12 protein-coding genes and 3 pseudogenes are annotated in these 13,712 nt (G+C 70.2%); 6 read left to right on the top strand and 9 right to left on the bottom strand.

Annotated elements, in window-relative coordinates:
• Positions 1 to 22: 22 nt before the first annotated feature.
• The 3 genes and pseudogenes from LP418_RS14160 to LP418_RS14150 all read left to right on the top strand — a co-directional run bounded on the left by LP418_RS14160 (position 23) and on the right by LP418_RS14150 (position 2,762).
• Entirely contained in the window at positions 23 to 934 is a 912-nt protein-coding gene (locus LP418_RS14160; protein ID WP_257956760.1) for an AEC family transporter, read from the top strand.
• Between the two features lie 19 nt (positions 935 to 953).
• Complete coding sequence (locus LP418_RS14155; protein ID WP_257956759.1) at positions 954 to 2,360, top strand: FAD-binding oxidoreductase; 1,407 nt, start codon at positions 954 to 956, stop codon at positions 2,358 to 2,360.
• A gap of 4 nt (positions 2,361 to 2,364) precedes the next feature.
• Positions 2,365 to 2,762, top strand: a pseudogene (locus LP418_RS14150) (DoxX family protein).
• Positions 2,763 to 2,947: 185 nt separating this feature from the next.
• On the opposite strand, the gene LP418_RS14145 reads toward LP418_RS14150, so the two are convergent.
• The 7 genes and pseudogenes from LP418_RS14145 to LP418_RS14110 all read right to left on the bottom strand — a co-directional run bounded on the left by LP418_RS14145 (position 2,948) and on the right by LP418_RS14110 (position 9,181).
• Entirely contained in the window at positions 2,948 to 3,343 is a 396-nt protein-coding gene (locus LP418_RS14145; protein WP_257956757.1) for a lipase family protein, read from the bottom strand.
• Positions 3,340 to 4,675, bottom strand: a pseudogene (locus LP418_RS33470) (NPCBM/NEW2 domain-containing protein). The gene LP418_RS14145 and the pseudogene LP418_RS33470 overlap by 4 nt, the downstream one beginning before the upstream one ends.
• 35 nt (positions 4,676 to 4,710) lie before the next feature.
• Positions 4,711 to 5,115: an NPCBM/NEW2 domain-containing protein gene (locus LP418_RS14130; RefSeq protein WP_257956756.1), complete on the bottom strand. Its 405-nt coding sequence runs from the start codon at positions 5,113 to 5,115 to the stop codon at positions 4,711 to 4,713.
• Positions 5,116 to 5,216: 101 nt separating this feature from the next.
• Positions 5,217 to 7,797, bottom strand: a pseudogene (locus LP418_RS14125) (ATP-dependent Clp protease ATP-binding subunit).
• Between the two features lie 108 nt (positions 7,798 to 7,905).
• Positions 7,906 to 8,652 carry a hypothetical protein gene (locus LP418_RS14120; protein ID WP_257956755.1) on the bottom strand — a complete coding sequence of 249 codons (747 nt, stop codon included), beginning with the start codon at positions 8,650 to 8,652 and terminating at the stop codon, positions 7,906 to 7,908.
• On the bottom strand, positions 8,631 to 8,948 hold the full coding sequence (locus LP418_RS14115) for a hypothetical protein (protein ID WP_257956754.1): 318 nt from the start codon (positions 8,946 to 8,948) through the stop codon (positions 8,631 to 8,633). Before LP418_RS14115 ends, LP418_RS14120 begins: the two co-directional genes overlap by 22 nt.
• Positions 8,945 to 9,181 (bottom strand): hypothetical protein, encoded by a 237-nt coding sequence (locus tag LP418_RS14110; protein ID WP_257956753.1) that lies wholly within the window; start codon positions 9,179 to 9,181, stop codon positions 8,945 to 8,947. The genes LP418_RS14115 and LP418_RS14110 overlap by 4 nt, the downstream gene beginning before the upstream one ends.
• A gap of 141 nt (positions 9,182 to 9,322) precedes the next feature.
• Between LP418_RS14110 and LP418_RS14105 the strand changes: the two genes are divergently transcribed.
• From LP418_RS14105 to LP418_RS14095, 3 genes are all read left to right on the top strand, one after another.
• Entirely contained in the window at positions 9,323 to 10,105 is a 783-nt protein-coding gene (locus LP418_RS14105) for a DUF2786 domain-containing protein (protein ID WP_257956752.1), read from the top strand.
• Positions 10,106 to 10,205: 100 nt separating this feature from the next.
• The gene (locus LP418_RS14100; protein WP_257956751.1) at positions 10,206 to 11,528 is read left to right on the top strand and encodes an alpha/beta fold hydrolase; all 1,323 of its coding nucleotides are present in this window, start codon (positions 10,206 to 10,208) and stop codon (positions 11,526 to 11,528) included.
• Complete coding sequence (locus tag LP418_RS14095) at positions 11,516 to 12,028, top strand: TetR/AcrR family transcriptional regulator (protein ID WP_257956750.1); 513 nt, start codon at positions 11,516 to 11,518, stop codon at positions 12,026 to 12,028. The genes LP418_RS14100 and LP418_RS14095 overlap by 13 nt, the downstream gene beginning before the upstream one ends.
• A gap of 224 nt (positions 12,029 to 12,252) precedes the next feature.
• Here the strand turns inward: LP418_RS14095 and LP418_RS14090 are convergent, their stop codons facing one another.
• A complete protein-coding gene (locus tag LP418_RS14090; RefSeq protein WP_257956749.1) occupies positions 12,253 to 12,894 on the bottom strand; it encodes a DUF6230 family protein in 642 nt (213 codons plus the stop codon).
• Complete coding sequence (locus LP418_RS14085; RefSeq protein WP_257956748.1) at positions 12,891 to 13,688, bottom strand: hypothetical protein; 798 nt, start codon at positions 13,686 to 13,688, stop codon at positions 12,891 to 12,893. Before LP418_RS14085 ends, LP418_RS14090 begins: the two co-directional genes overlap by 4 nt.
• Positions 13,689 to 13,712 lie beyond the last annotated feature (24 nt).

Genomic DNA, 13,712 nt, shown 5'->3' with positions numbered 1-13,712 from the left:
CCGCCATCATGCAGGGGTTCCGATGGACCTGCTGATCGGTTTCACCACGATCCCGGTCGTCATCGCCTGCGGCGCGGCCCTCGCCCACGTCGGCGTGCTGGACGCCCGCTCGCAGCGGACCCTCGGCGAGATCGCGTTCTTCGTCGCATCGCCGGCACTGATGGTGGTGGTGATCAGCGAGGTCGAGATCAGCGGCGCGGTCGCCAACTTCGGTGCGTCCGCGACGGCCCCGGTCGTCGCCTTCGCGTCGTACGCCGCACTGGTCCGCCGGAGGTGGAGGCAGGACGCCGGCTCCGCGCTGATCGGGGCGCTGTCGGCCTCCTACGCCAACGCCGGCAACCTCGGCATCGCCGTCGCCGCCTTCGTCGTCGGTGACACGACCGTGGCAGTGCCGACCCTGCTCGTGCAGATGATGGTCGTCCAACCGGTCTCCCTGATGCTGCTCGACCGGCTCACCGGTCGCGGGGTCGGCGCGTGGTCGACGCTGCGGCGTCTGGTCACCAACCCGCTGACCGTCGCGTCGGTGGTCGGAGTGACGCTGGCCGTCACCGGCTGGGAGCTGCCGCGCGTCGTCGACTCCCCGGTCCGGCTGCTCGCCGGACTCGCCATCCCGGCGATGCTGCTGTCCTACGGCGCGGCCCTGCGCCTGTCCCCGTGGCCCGGGAGGGCCGGGCACAACGGGGAGGTGCTGGTGGCGACCGTGCTCAAGATGGTCGTGATGCCGTTGGTCGCCCGGCTCGTCGGCAGCGACCTCGGTCTGCAGGGGCACGCGCTGCTCGGTGTCGTCATCATGGCCGCACTCCCGACGGCGCAGAACATCTTCCTGCACGCCACGCGCTACCGGACCGGGGAAGATGTTGCCCGCGAGACCATCCTCGTGACGACGCTCTGCTCGCTGCCCGTCGCGCTGCTCATCGCCGTCCTGCTCGGCTGACCGCTCCAAGGAGAGACCTGTGCCCGACCTGCTGACAGACCTGCGCGACGCGATCGGCTCCGAACATGTCCTGACGGAGGCAGCCGACGTTGAGGCGTACGCCGCGGACTGGCGTGGCGCCTACCGCGGGACGCCGCTCGCGGTGGTGCGTCCGTCGTCGACCGCCGAGGTCTCGGCGGTCGTGCGGCTCGCGCACGACGCCGGCGTCGCGATCGTGCCGCAGGGCGGCAACACCGGCATGTGCGGCGGGGCGATCCCGTCGGGTGACGGTTCGCAGATCGTGCTGTCGCTCGGCCGGCTGCGACGGATCCGTGCCGTCGACGCACCCGGCGGGACCATCACCGTCGAGGCAGGCGTCGTGCTGGCGGACGTGCAGGCCGCCGCGGCCTCCGTCGACCGGCTCTTCCCTCTGTCACTGGGGTCCGAGGGCAGCTGCACGGTGGGCGGCAACATCGCGACCAACGCCGGCGGCACGGCGGTGCTGCGCTACGGGATGATGCGCGCGCAGGTGCTCGGCCTCGAGGTCGTGCTGCCGGACGGGCGCGTGTGGGACGGGCTGCGGTCCCTGCGCAAGGACAACACCGGCTACGACCTGACGCAGCTCTTCATCGGCGCGGAGGGCACGCTCGGCGTCGTCACCGCGGCCGTCCTCACGCTGCACCCGGCCACCCCGGCCCGCGCGACGGCGTGGGTCGCGCTCCCCTCGGTCGCCGCGGCCGCCTCGCTGCTGCCGTTGCTGCGTGAGTACGCCGCAGAGCGGCTCACCACCCGGGAGCTGGTCTCGCGACCGGCGCTGGAGCTGGTGGTGGACGCCGGACTGCAGGACCCGCTCTCGTCCGACGCGTCGTGGTTCGGGCTGATCGAGCTTGCCGGCCCGGCGGGCTCCTCCGTCGACGTCGACCTCGAGCGGGCCCTCGGCGCGGCGATCGAGCTGGGCCTCGTGCTCGACGCCGCGGTCGCCGGCTCGCCGGCACAGCGCACCGGACTGTGGGCGTTGCGCGAACGCGTGTCCGAGGCGCAGGAGTCGCTCGGGCCGACGATCAAGCACGACGTGTCGGTGCCGATCACGTCACTGTCCTCCCCGGTGGACCAGCTCGCCCCGGTGCTCGAGGCTGCCCTGCCGGGGATCCGGCCGATCATCTACGGCCACGTCGGCGACGGAAACCTGCACTACAACCTGAGTCGTCCGGTCTCACTTCCGGGCGACGACTTCGTCGCGCGCACCGAGTCGTTGTCCCGGATCGTCCACGACGCCACTGCCGCACTCGGCGGCTCGATCAGCGCTGAGCACGGTCTCGGCTCCGGGAAGGCGGCCGCCGCATCGGCGTACAAGAGCGAGGTCGAGGTCGACCTGATGCGCGCGGTCAAGGCCGCCCTCGACCCCGCCGGACTGATGAACCCGGGCAAGGTCCTGCCCCTACAGTGATCCGATGAAGGTTGCCCAGCACCTCGCCCGTGTCCTGCTCGGCTCCGCGATGGTCGGCGCCGGCGTGCTGCACCTGACCACAGCGCGCGACGAGTTCCGGGCCCAGTGCCCGACTGGTTCCCGCTGCCCGACGACTTCACCGTGCTCGCCTCGGGCGCCGTCGAGATCGGGCTCGGCGCCGCGTTCGTTGCGCTGCCGAGGAAGCAGCGACTCGTCGGCGCCCTGCTCGCCGCCTTCTTCGTCGCCATCTTCCCCGGCAACATCGCGCAGTACGTCGAGGGCACGGACGCCTTCGGCCCGGACACCGACCGAGCGCGACTGGTCCGGTTGTTCTTCCAGCCCGTCCCGGTGCTGTGGGCGCTCTTCGGCGGGGGTTGGCTGCGCCGTACGCCGCGCGACTGACCGACCTGTCCCTGCGCCGCCCTCCCGCGGCGCTACCTGAACAGTCAGGGGGTCCGTCGCGCCGGAGACCCCTGACTGTTCGGTAGCTCTCGGGGGTGTTGCAACACCTGACACGTGCAGAAGTCCCCGGATTTCCGGGGACTCCCACACGTGTCACCGAACTTTCACACCACCGTCGACCTGACTCAGATCGTCGAGCAGTTCGACGTCACTGGCACGCCGGCGAGCCGGTCCTCGAGGAACTTCAGCGCGTTCGGGTAGTACTCGAACGCCCCTCCGATGTGGCCGAGCAGGAAGCCCGTGCGGAAGGTGACGTTGGCCCCCTGCGCACACCAGCGCTGGGCGGTGCCCAGCCCCGCGCCGTACGGGACGACGTCGTCGGTGCCCGAGTGGAAGACCAGCGTCGGGACCGAGGGTTTGCGGCCGTTGCCGATGAGCTGGTCGCTGATCATCTGGTTCCACTCCGGGTCGCGCAGCATCGTCGGCACCGAGCGCCCGTCGAGGGTGAGGGTGGACGACTGGATGAAGCCGTGCGTCAGCACGGTCTCGATCACGCACTCCTCCTTCAGTTCCGCGATCACGCGCGGCCCTTGGCGTTGAGGAACGAGTTGATGTCGATGCCGTAGGAGCCCTCGCCCACGCCGGCCACGGCGTAACCCATGAAGCCGACCGTCAGGGTTCCGTCGAGCTTGTCGGCGGTGGCCAGCAGGTCTCCGGGCACGCCGCCGGTGGCGACACCGGCGATCGTCAGCTCGGGTGCGTACGACGAGGCGATCTCGGCGGCCGAGGCCGCGGCGCCGCCACCTTGCGAGTAGCCCGTGATGGCGATCGGCGTCGAGGTCGTGAGCCCGGTGTTGGGTACGGCGAGGGCTGCCCGGACCGAGTCGAGGACCGCACGACCCCGGACCTCGCGACTCATGTAGGTGTGCACGCCCGGCGTGCCGAGGCCCCGGTAGTCGGTGACCACGATGGCGTAGCCGCGGGAGAGCAGGCCGGCGATGAAGATGTTCTCGTACTCCAGTCCGCCGCCGTCGGAGAGCCGCGAGGGGGCGCAGTTGTCGGCGAGCCCCCGGGTGCCGACCGCGTAGGCGACCAACGGCCGCGGACCGGTGCCGGTCCGGGCCTTGTTGGGCACCACGAGCTGGCCGGTGACGGGGATCTGCGTGTCGTTGCGGTCGCTCGAGGTGTACATCATCCGCGTCACCGCGGCGTCGACCGGAACGACCTTGAGCGGCGTCACCCAGAACTGCGACGGCTCGGTGCGCACGAGCTTGCCCGGGCCGGCCGGAAGCGTGGCCGGAGGCGTGTAGAAGGCGGCCCCGGCGGCACCGTCGCCGCACACCGGGCGGGCGTCGGCGAGGTCGGCGTGGTCGCGATCGCTGTTGTCGCCGGAATTGTCGACCGGGATGTCGAGGCGCTCCGCCCCCGTGGTGGTCAGGGAGAGCGCCTTGGTGGCGGTGCTGTTGTACATCTTGCCGGTGTCGGCGATCTCGACGCCGTCGGCGAAGACGCGGAACCGGACGGTGCCGTAGGAGCCCATCGAGTCGTCGACGCCGACCTTCGCGGTGAACGCCGAGCACTGCCCGCCGAGGTTGTAGCTGATGAAGGACGCGGCGTGCGCCCAATCCCTTGGCGTAGGTCACGCCCTGCATCTTGAGCGCCGGCCCGTCGCCAGCGGCGGTCCCGCCGTTGGCGCGGTCGAGCTCGACCGGGCCCCAGCCGTTGCTGGGCACGCCCGGGAAGGGCCAGTCGCTGGCGTAGACAGCCGTGGTCGGCGGCGCCGGTACGGCGACGGGCGCGGCGACTCCGTCGCCCGAGCAGCGGAACTTGGCGCTGGCCCAGTCGGCGTGGTCGTAGGTGCTCGAACCCTCGGCCCGGGAGACCAGCAGGTCGACGTGCTGCGCGCCGTCGATGCTCGCGTAGATGGTCTTCGCGTCCGAGGCTCCGGTCAGGGTCGCCGTCTGCGCGACCGGAGCCCGTCGGCGACGACCGCGAACACGACGCTGCCGCGGGTGCCCACCTCGTCGTCGATGCCGACCTCGGCCCGGAAGAACTCACAGTCACCGCCGACGTCGAAGCGGATGGCGGAGTCGGCGTGCACGCCGATGCCCTTGGTGTGGCTCTTGCCGTCGACCCAGATGGTCCGGCCGTCGGTGGCCCCCTGCTCGCCGTTGGAGCGGTCGCGCTGGGCCGGCCCCCATCCGTTGACCTCCGAGACGAAGGGCAGGTCGGAGGCCCACACCTCGCCGTTGAGCGGCGCCGGCTCGACACCGGAGGATGCTGTGACAGGGGTGAGGGTCGCCGCAACGACCACCACCCCGCTCAGCATTGAGACGCGCGAGAACAGACTCATCGATTCCCCTTCCAAGGAATGTGAGTGGGTGCCCCCCGACTTCCCACCAATACGGTTACGTCACCGTAGTGACGACCGTCACTTCGCGCCAGCCCCAATTTTCAGCCCAGCACGAGCCCGCCCTCACCCGCGTCGACCGTGACCGTCCCCCGTCGGTGATCTCGCCACCGATCAGCAGTCGCGCCAGCGGGTCGCCGATGGCGGACTGGATCAGGCGCCGCAGCGGGCGGGCGCCGTACGCCGGGTCGAAGCCCGTCTCGGCGAGCCGGGCGCGGGCAGCGTCGGTGACCTCGATGCTGATCCGGCGCACCGCCGAGCGCCGCTCCAGCAGCGCGAGCTGCAGGTCGACGATGTGCGCGAGGTCGTCCTTGGTGAGCGCGTCGAACATGACGATCTCGTCGAGCCGGTTGAGGAACTCCGGCTTGAAGGCCGTGCGCACGACGCCCATCACGGCCTCGTGCTTGGCCTCCGGCGCGAGCGTCGGGTCGACGAGGAACTGCGAGCCGAGGTTGCTGGTCAGGATCAGGATCGTGTTGCGGAAGTCGACCGTGCGCCCCCGGCCGTCGGTGAGGCGCCCGTCGTCGAGGACCTGGAGCAGGATGTCGAAGACCTCCGGGTGCGCCTTCTCGACCTCGTCGAGCAGCACCACGCTGTACGGGCGACGCCGGACGGCCTCGGTCAGCTGGCCCCCCTCGTCGTAGCCGACGTAGCCGGGAGGCGCACCGACGAGCCGGCTCACACTGTGCTTCTCGGAGTACTCGCTCATGTCGATCCGCACGATCGCGCGCTCGTCGTCGAAGAGGAAGTCGGCCAGCGACTTGGCCAGCTCGGTCTTGCCCGTGCCCGTCGGGCCCGGGAAGAGGAACGACCCGGTCGGACGGTTGGGGTCCGCAATCCCGGCCCGCGATCGGCGTACGGCATCACTCACTGCCTGTACGGCGCTGCGCTGCCCGATCAGGCGAGCGCCGATGACCGACTCCATCTCGAGCAGCTTGGCCGTCTCACCCTGGAGCAGCCGTCCGGTCGGGATGCCCGTCCGGGCCTCGACCACGTCGGCGATCTGCTCGGCGCCGACCTCATCGCCGACGAGCTTGTCGACGACCTCGTGCTCAGTGGTCTCGGCGCTCGCGATCTGCTTCTCCAGCGCCGGGATCGACTCGTAGTTGATCTTGCTCGCGCCGGCGAGGTCGCCCTCGCGCAGCAGCTTGTCGGCCTCGATCCGCAGGCCGTCGAGCTGGCGGCGCAGCTCGCCCTCGCCCTCGAGCGACGACTTCTCCCGCTCCCAACGAGCCTCGAGCCCGCGCAGCTCCTCCTCCTTGTCGGCGAGGTCGGCCTTGAGAGCCGCGAGCCGTTCGACGGACGCGTCGTCGCTCTCCTTGGCGAGCGCGAACTCCTCCATCTTCAGCCGGTCGACCTGGCGCCGCAGCTGGTCGATCTCCTCCGGGCTCGACTCGTGCTCCATCCGCAGCCGCGACGACGCCTCGTCGATCAGGTCGATCGCCTTGTCGGGCAGCTGGCGGCCGGTGATGTAGCGATCGCTCAGCGTCGCGGCCGCGACGAGGGCGGCGTCGGTGATGCGCACACCGTGGTGCGCCTCGTACTTCTCCCGGATCCCGCGCAGGATCTGGATCGTGTCCTCGACGGTGGGTTCGCCGACGAAGACCTGCTGGAAGCGCCGCTCCCGGGGCGGGGTCCTTCTCGATCCGCTCGCGGTATTCGTCGAGCGTGGTCGCGCCGATCATGTGCAGCTCACCGCGGGCCAGCATCGGCTTGAGCATGTTGCCGGCATCCATCGCGGAGTCGCCGCCGGCGCCCGCGCCGACGACCGTGTGCAGCTCGTCGATGAAGGTGATGACCTGCCCGCCGGCGTCCTTGATCTCCTCGAGCACGGCCTTGAGCCGCTCCTCGAACTCGCCGCGGTACTTCGCGCCCGCCACCATCGCGGCCGGGTCGAGGCTGAGGACGCGGCGACCCTTGAGCGAGTCGGGCACGTCCCCGTCGACCACCCGCTGTGCGAGACCCTCGACGACGGCGGTCTTGCCGACACCGGGCTCACCGATGAGGACCGGGTTGTTCTTCGTCCGCCTGCTCAGGACCCGGATGACCCGCCGGATCTCCGCGTCCCGGCCGATGACGGGGTCGAGCCGACCGTCGAGCGCCGACTGCGTGAGGTCGACGGAATACTTCTCCGGGCTCTCGTACGTCGACTCCGCGTCCCGGCTCGTGACGCGCCGGTTGCCCCGGACGGCCGTGAGGCCTTCGCGCAGACCAGCCTCGGTGAGGCCGGCGTCGGTGAGGACCTTGCGAGCCGACGACTCGACGGTCGCGACCGCGATGAAGAGGTGCTCGGTCGCGACGTAGTCGTCCTTCATGCTCCCGGCGAGGTCGAGTGCACTGGCCGGGACGCGGGTGAGCGCAGCGCTGGCCGCGGGCTGCTGGACCGTGGCACCGCTCGCGGTGGGCAGCGCGCCCATCACCTGCTCCGCCCGGGCCGTGAGGAGGCTCGCGTCGACCCCGGCCTTCGTGACCGGGTTGCGGGCGGTGCCGTCCTCCCGCAGCAGCAGCGACCAGCAGGTGGATCGGCTCGGTCTGGGTGTTGCCACCGGCGGTGGCGGCCAGCTGCGCGGCCTCGATGACCTCGCGACTGCGGGTGGTGAACTTCTCGGCGCCGAACTGGCTCAACTCCGACTCTCCTTGCGATCGCGTCGTGGGGGGAACTGTGGGACCACTGTGGTCCCACTCCAACCAACGCGCCAGAAGTTGAGTCGATTCCACTCAACTCTGAGAAATTCAGAAGCCGAGCTCGGTGAGGAGGTTCTGCACGGCGGCGGGAGGACCCGGCGCTCTCGACCAACGAGTCCGGGTCGTGGCGGGCAACAACTGCTCGGACGAGCCCAGCACGCTGCGGTGCTCCTCGTCGAGGGCGAGGACCAGCGCGACCAGCCCCGGGCCACCGCCGTCCGAGGCGCGGGCGACCAGCAGCAGCCGGTCCACCGCGTCGGGCGACAGCATCGCGGGGACGTTGGCCAGCAGGCGCAGCGCCTCGGCGTCGATGGATCCGAGGGCAGGCAAGATCTCGCGCCACTCGTCGTTGCGGACGACGGCGGCCACGATCTCCTCGCGCGCCTCGGGGTCGAGGCCGGCCACCAGCCCCATGAGGCGGGCGGTGCTCCCGGCGGACAGGGCGGAGAGGAGGACCACCGCGTCGTCGTAGGTCTGCTCGACGTGCGCGGCCTCGAGGGCCGAGCGCAGCGCGTCGTCGTCGAGCCGCTGCACGATCGCCTCGAGCGCGGCGGGCTCCTCGGTGTAGAGCGCGACCTTGAGCAGGTCACTGCCCTGCGCACCCTCGACCACACCCGGGGCGGCAGCGACGGACACCACCGAGACGAAGCGGCCCGGGGTGATGTGCTCCCCACGGGCGAGCAGGCGCCGGCCGACGTCGACGACCAGCGCTCGGGGAAGGGCTCGCAGGATGGGCTCTGCTCGCTTCGGGTCGAGCGACACGGCCAGCTTGGTCAGGAAGGCGGGCTTGAGCACAGCCGCCAGCTTGACCGCCTCGGCCGGGGGAGCACCGCGGCCACGCGGGCGGAGAGCAACGGACCGAAGACCAGCTCGGCGATCTTCGCGGTCATCGGCACGGGCAGCATCCCGCTCAGCCGCCGGATGCGTTGCAGGCGGGGGCTCGTTGCGCGCGAAGAGTGCGCCGGACGCGGCCTCCCGCACGCGCGCACGTCGCCGGCGGACGAGCCACGCAGGAAGGCGAGCTCGCCCTCCTCGACGTAGAGCTCGCCTGCGAGCTTGGTGATCTCGACGCGGGTCGCGAGGTCGCTCACTGTGCGCCTCCCGGGAAGAGCAGGGAGCGGGCAACACCGCGCAGGGGCCGGGGCACGATGCGCAGCGCGCCGGTCAGCGCCTCGGTGAAGGCGGCATCCTCGGTGTCGAAGGCACGGGCAACGATCGCGTCGAGCCGCTCGATGTCTTCCGCGGGGAAAGCGGCGAAGGGGTCGAGTCGCTCGACCGGCGCGTCGATGCGCTCGGCGAGGCGGGCGAGGGGTGCATGGGGCATGGAGCAACCAGTCCTTGAGAGCGTGGGCCCGAGGTTTACATCGGTGAAGTGTGTGTCAAGGAGGCATTAGACCAGACGCCTCCCGAAATGTGTTGTCGGTGCCGCCTGCAATCCTGCTCGCCTCACGTCAGGGGGAATGGAATGCACGACGACAAGCTGGCCCGGATCCGCAAGCTGCTCGCGCAGGCGGAGGATGCGGCCGCCACTCCGGCCGAGTCGGAGGCGTTCAACGCGAAGGCGGCCGAGCTGATGGCGCGCCACGGCGTCGACGCCGCGCTGCTCGCGGCCAGCGATCCGGGCCGCGAGGTGGTCGGCGACCTCACCGTTGAGCTGTTGGCGCCGTACGCCTATGAGAAGGGCAGCCCGGGATCGGCCGTGGCTCGCGGACTGCGCTGCAGCGCGGTGCTCCGCCAGCGCTGGACCGAGGAAGGGAAGGCCTACTCGTTGCACCTGTTCGGCCACACGACCGACCCGGTGCTGGCGGAGATGCTGCTGACGAGCCTGCTGGTCCCGGGGCGCCGGCGAGCTGACGCGGCGGCCGGTGCCGAGGGGCGAGCACGCTGCGGCATACCGCCGGACCCGGTGGCTGGGGTTCGCCTCCGCGATCAGGCGTCGGCTCGAGGAGGCGGAGGCCTGCGCCGCGAAGGAATCGGAGTCGGACTTCGCCGCGGCCGGCACCTCGGCTGCGCTGGTGCTCGCCGACCGGGCGTCCATTGCGGAGCGGTCCGCGGCCGACGCCTACCCGCAGCTGCGCACCGCCCGACCGCGCTACCTGTCCGGCGGCGGCATCGCCGACGGCCACGCCGCGGGCCAGCGGGCGGACACGGGGCCGGACGACCCGCGTCGGGGCATCCGAGCGGCGACGCCTCGGTTGACGCAACCACGTTCACCTCCCAAGATTTTACGTCAAAGGGTGTCATGTAACTCCCGGTGACATTAAGGTGCGATCTGTCCACGATCCGGTGCGGACACTGTGTCCACGGTTGGGAGGCCCGGACACGGCCGGCAGGGAGACCGGCGACTCATGCAGAAGAACCCGCAGCTCACGTTCGTCACCCCGCTCCGCAGCATCGAGCTGGCGGTGGTGCTGATCCTGACGATCGGCGCCAGCCCGGCAGCGCTGGCGGCCGTCTTCTACATCCTGAGCCCGGTGCACCTCGGCCTCGCCCCGGTGGTCGTGGGTGGCGGCGCACTGCTCGCTGTGGGGGCGATCGGTGCGTGGTTGATCTCGGCACACCGCACGGGTCCGGGCCGTACGGCGCACACTGACGACGCGACCGGGCGCGGAGGGAGCGTCCGGGAAGTCGTCTCCGCTGACGGCACCCGCCTGCACGTCGAGGTGGACGGCCCCGAGGATGCCGATGTCACGGTCGTGTTCTGCCACGGCTGGTACATGGACCTCAGCACGTGGCACTTCCAGCGTGAGGCGCTGAACGAGTCCGGCGTCCGCCGCGTGTTCTACGACCAGCGTGGTCACGGCTTGTCCAGCTGGGAGGGTCTCGATCGGGGCGAGAGGGGCGTGCGGCAGCTGGCCGGCGACCTCGCCAGCGTCATCGAGGCGGTCGCACCGACCGGCCGGCTCGTGCTCGTCGGCCACTCGATGGGTGGCATGACCCTGATGGCCTTCGCCCAGTCGCACCTGTCGATCATCAAGGAGCGCGTCGACGGCGTGATGCTGGTCGCGACCGGCGCCGGACCGCTCGACAAGCAGATGACCCTCGGCCTGCCGCACTTCCTGACGCCCGCACACTGGATCGTGCGCCGCTACGCCGTGGCGATGATCGCCCTGCTCGGCCTGATGCCGGTCGGCATGGCCCGGCTGCTGGGCGTCGGGCCCTACCTCCTCTCCGCCAACCTGCTGGCGCACGCGAGCGACGCAGCCGACGACGCCGTCGCGATCACCTCCGCGACGATGTGGCGCAACCGCCTGCACGTCGCCGCAATGGCACTGCGCGCGGTGATGACCCACGACGAGCGGGACGCGGTCCCCGCGCTCGGAGTGCACCACGGTCGTGACGATCAATCCCGGTCGCGACCGGCTGATCCCCACCGCGATCCAGCTCGAGCTGGCCCGGATGATCGACGGTGCACGGATGGTCGCGATCCCGCACAGCGGCCACATGGCGATGCTGGAGGCTCCCGAGAAGGTCAACATGGAGCTCCACGACCTCGTCGTGCGTGCGCAGCAGCGGGCCGGGGCCGAGGCGGCCGTTCGCACAACAGACGCCGATATCGCGTCGTAGGGCTGGTCGTCGCGACGTCAATCCCGTTGACAGATGTTGTCACTCGTAGACTTCGGGGATGGGCGAAGGTGCGAACGGGTTCCGGGCACGCATGCACGAGCTGATGCGCGAGTCGATCCTCGATGCGGCCTCCGAAGCCGCCGCGGGTCGCGACTGGACCGACGTGCGGATCGCGGACGTCGCCGAGACGGTCGGTATCAGCCGACAGACGATCTACAACGAGTTCGGCACCAAGGACCAGCTCGGCACCGCACTGTTCGAGCGGGAGGTCACGCGTTTCGGCGACGGCATGGTGGAACAGGTCCGGGCCGCCGACTCGTTCCGCGACGCGGTGCGCGCCGCCTTCACGTGGATGCTGAAGGAAGCCGGGGAGTCCGCACTCCTCAATCGCATCCTCACCGCCCACCAGCACGGGGACCGGGAGTCGTTGCTACCGATGCTGACCGTGCACGCCGACATCTTCATCCGCCCGCTGCGCGAGCAGCTCGCCGACGCCTTCCTCGAGCGCTGGGCAGGACCCACCACCCTCGAGGCCCAGCAGGTGGCGGAGATGGTCATCCGCCCGGGCCAGAGCCGAGTCACCCTCTCCCCAGCAGCATCCTGACAACGCAGGAGTTCATCGAGACGGCGGTCGAGATGACCGTCGCTCACACCCTGATGCTGGCTCGTGCTGGTGAGGCCCCCGGCGCCCCCTCTCAATAAGGGATCGGCTGGGACTTGCACCCCTGAGTGGCAGCCGTCCCGGGCACGACCTTGATGCTCAAGTTGCGGATCGTGATCGGCCCTTCGATCACGGCGTCATAGATGTCGCCCTTGACGTTGAACAGGTCACCGACATCGGAATCGACACCGAACAGCCGGCCATTGACGCCGGCATAGCTCTCCGGTCCGTCGAGCGGGTTCACGACATCGACACCGCCGCTGTCCTTCCACGTGGTGATCGACTGGCTGGAAACCCCCGGGGGACACGTTGCCGCGAAGGGCGATGCCGTTGCCACTGGTGTTCGGCGCTGCGGACGAGCTCGCTGTCGTCACGTCGAACTGCACGTTCTTTCCGCCCACATCTGTGACGTTGAGGTCGTTGCTGCCCGAGATCACGCGGATGGTGAAGGGCAGGCCGGCGATGGTCTCGGTCTGGGAGAAGCAGAACCCGTCGAGGGCACCGGCCGCGAAGCCCATGCGCAGGACGTACTTGTTGACGTCGGCTGTGCCATCGGTGCTGGCGCCGCTGGGGCGCAGCCTGATCGGGATCATGCCGAACCCGACGTTGGAGGTACTCAGCTTGGCGGTGCTGAACTCGGCCTTCTGTCCCTGGACCACGAGGGTGGCACCACCCGGGCCGAACACCGAGCTGGACACCGATTGGACGGCGAGGAGCGCGGTGCATCCGATTCCGAGCAGGCTCATGCTCGTCGCTCGACCCCACCTCACCCCGAGCCGCCCCCGGGTCTCGGTGCGTGCGTCGGTCATGGAGTCACCGCGATCCCGGTGTTCGGCATGTTGAGGGTCGTGGGAGTTCCCGTGCACGATCCCTTGTTGGTGTTCATGTAGTAGACCCATGCGTCGAGCTCGAGGCCGTCGACATTGCCGGTGGCGATGCTCGAGAGGATGCTGCCCCACAGACTGTCATCACCAGCCGGGTCGCCCACCGTCGTGTTGATTCCGAAGACGTTGACCTTGATGTGCGTGTCTGCGCGGAGCCACAGGTCCGTGTAGACGCAAGCGTCGCCGATGTTCCAGCCGACGGTGCCCCGGTTGGCGGGAGTGAAGGTGAGCCTGTACTCCCCCGTGCCCACGGCAGTCGGAGCAGCCGGATTCGCCTGTGGGACGACGGTCATGTAGCCGTTCTTGAGGATCTGCAGGTTCTTCAGCCGCATGTGGACGAGCATCGCGTCGTCGCTCTGGGCGAAGCCCGTCGGCCAGAGTTCCTCGCGTAGAGCGTCGAGACGGTCGACCCACACGGCCACGAACCGTAGGTGCCGACGTTGCTGGGGCCTGCCGTCTGGGTGCCGTCGGCGAGCTTGAGGATCGTCGGCTGGGCGATCGTGCTGCTGCCGGGAATCCACGCCGCGCACGTGGTGTTCGTACGCGTGAACCTCCCGTCGGGGAAACGTGATGCCGTCGGTGGTGAACTGGGTCGTCGAGCCGGCGACGCTGGCTCCGGTTCCGCCGTCGGCGTAGCCGATGCGCATGTGGATCGGCGCGTTCGGGATGCACGGCGTGACCGTCGTGCCGTTGCCCGGGGAGAGCGCGTTGCCGTTCACCAAGCCAGTGAGTGGGACGGGACT

Source organism: Nocardioides sp. B-3 (assembly GCF_024703895.1).
In the GTDB taxonomy this organism is placed as follows: Bacteria; Actinomycetota; Actinomycetes; order Propionibacteriales; family Nocardioidaceae; genus Nocardioides.
The sequence above is the reverse complement of the archived record's forward strand: the minus strand, read 5'-3'. Positions and strand labels throughout refer to the sequence as shown.

Bases quoted from the DNA above. Each gene is read 5' to 3' on its own strand.
- LP418_RS14105 (WP_257956752.1), top strand. From the start codon at position 9,323: ATGCACGACGACAAGCTGGCCCGGATCCGCAAGCTGCTCGCGCAGGCG.
- LP418_RS14100 (WP_257956751.1), top strand. From the start codon at position 10,206: ATGCAGAAGAACCCGCAGCTCACGTTCGTCACCCCGCTCCGCAGCATC.
- LP418_RS14160 (WP_257956760.1), top strand. From the start codon at position 23: ATGGACCTGCTGATCGGTTTCACCACGATCCCGGTCGTCATCGCCTGC.
- LP418_RS14130 (WP_257956756.1), bottom strand. From the start codon at position 5,115: ATGAGTCTGTTCTCGCGCGTCTCAATGCTGAGCGGGGTGGTGGTCGTT.
- LP418_RS14110 (WP_257956753.1), bottom strand. From the start codon at position 9,181: ATGCCCCATGCACCCCTCGCCCGCCTCGCCGAGCGCATCGACGCGCCG.
- LP418_RS14095 (WP_257956750.1), top strand. From the start codon at position 11,516: ATGCACGAGCTGATGCGCGAGTCGATCCTCGATGCGGCCTCCGAAGCC.
- LP418_RS14090 (WP_257956749.1), bottom strand. From the start codon at position 12,894: ATGACCGACGCACGCACCGAGACCCGGGGGCGGCTCGGGGTGAGGTGG.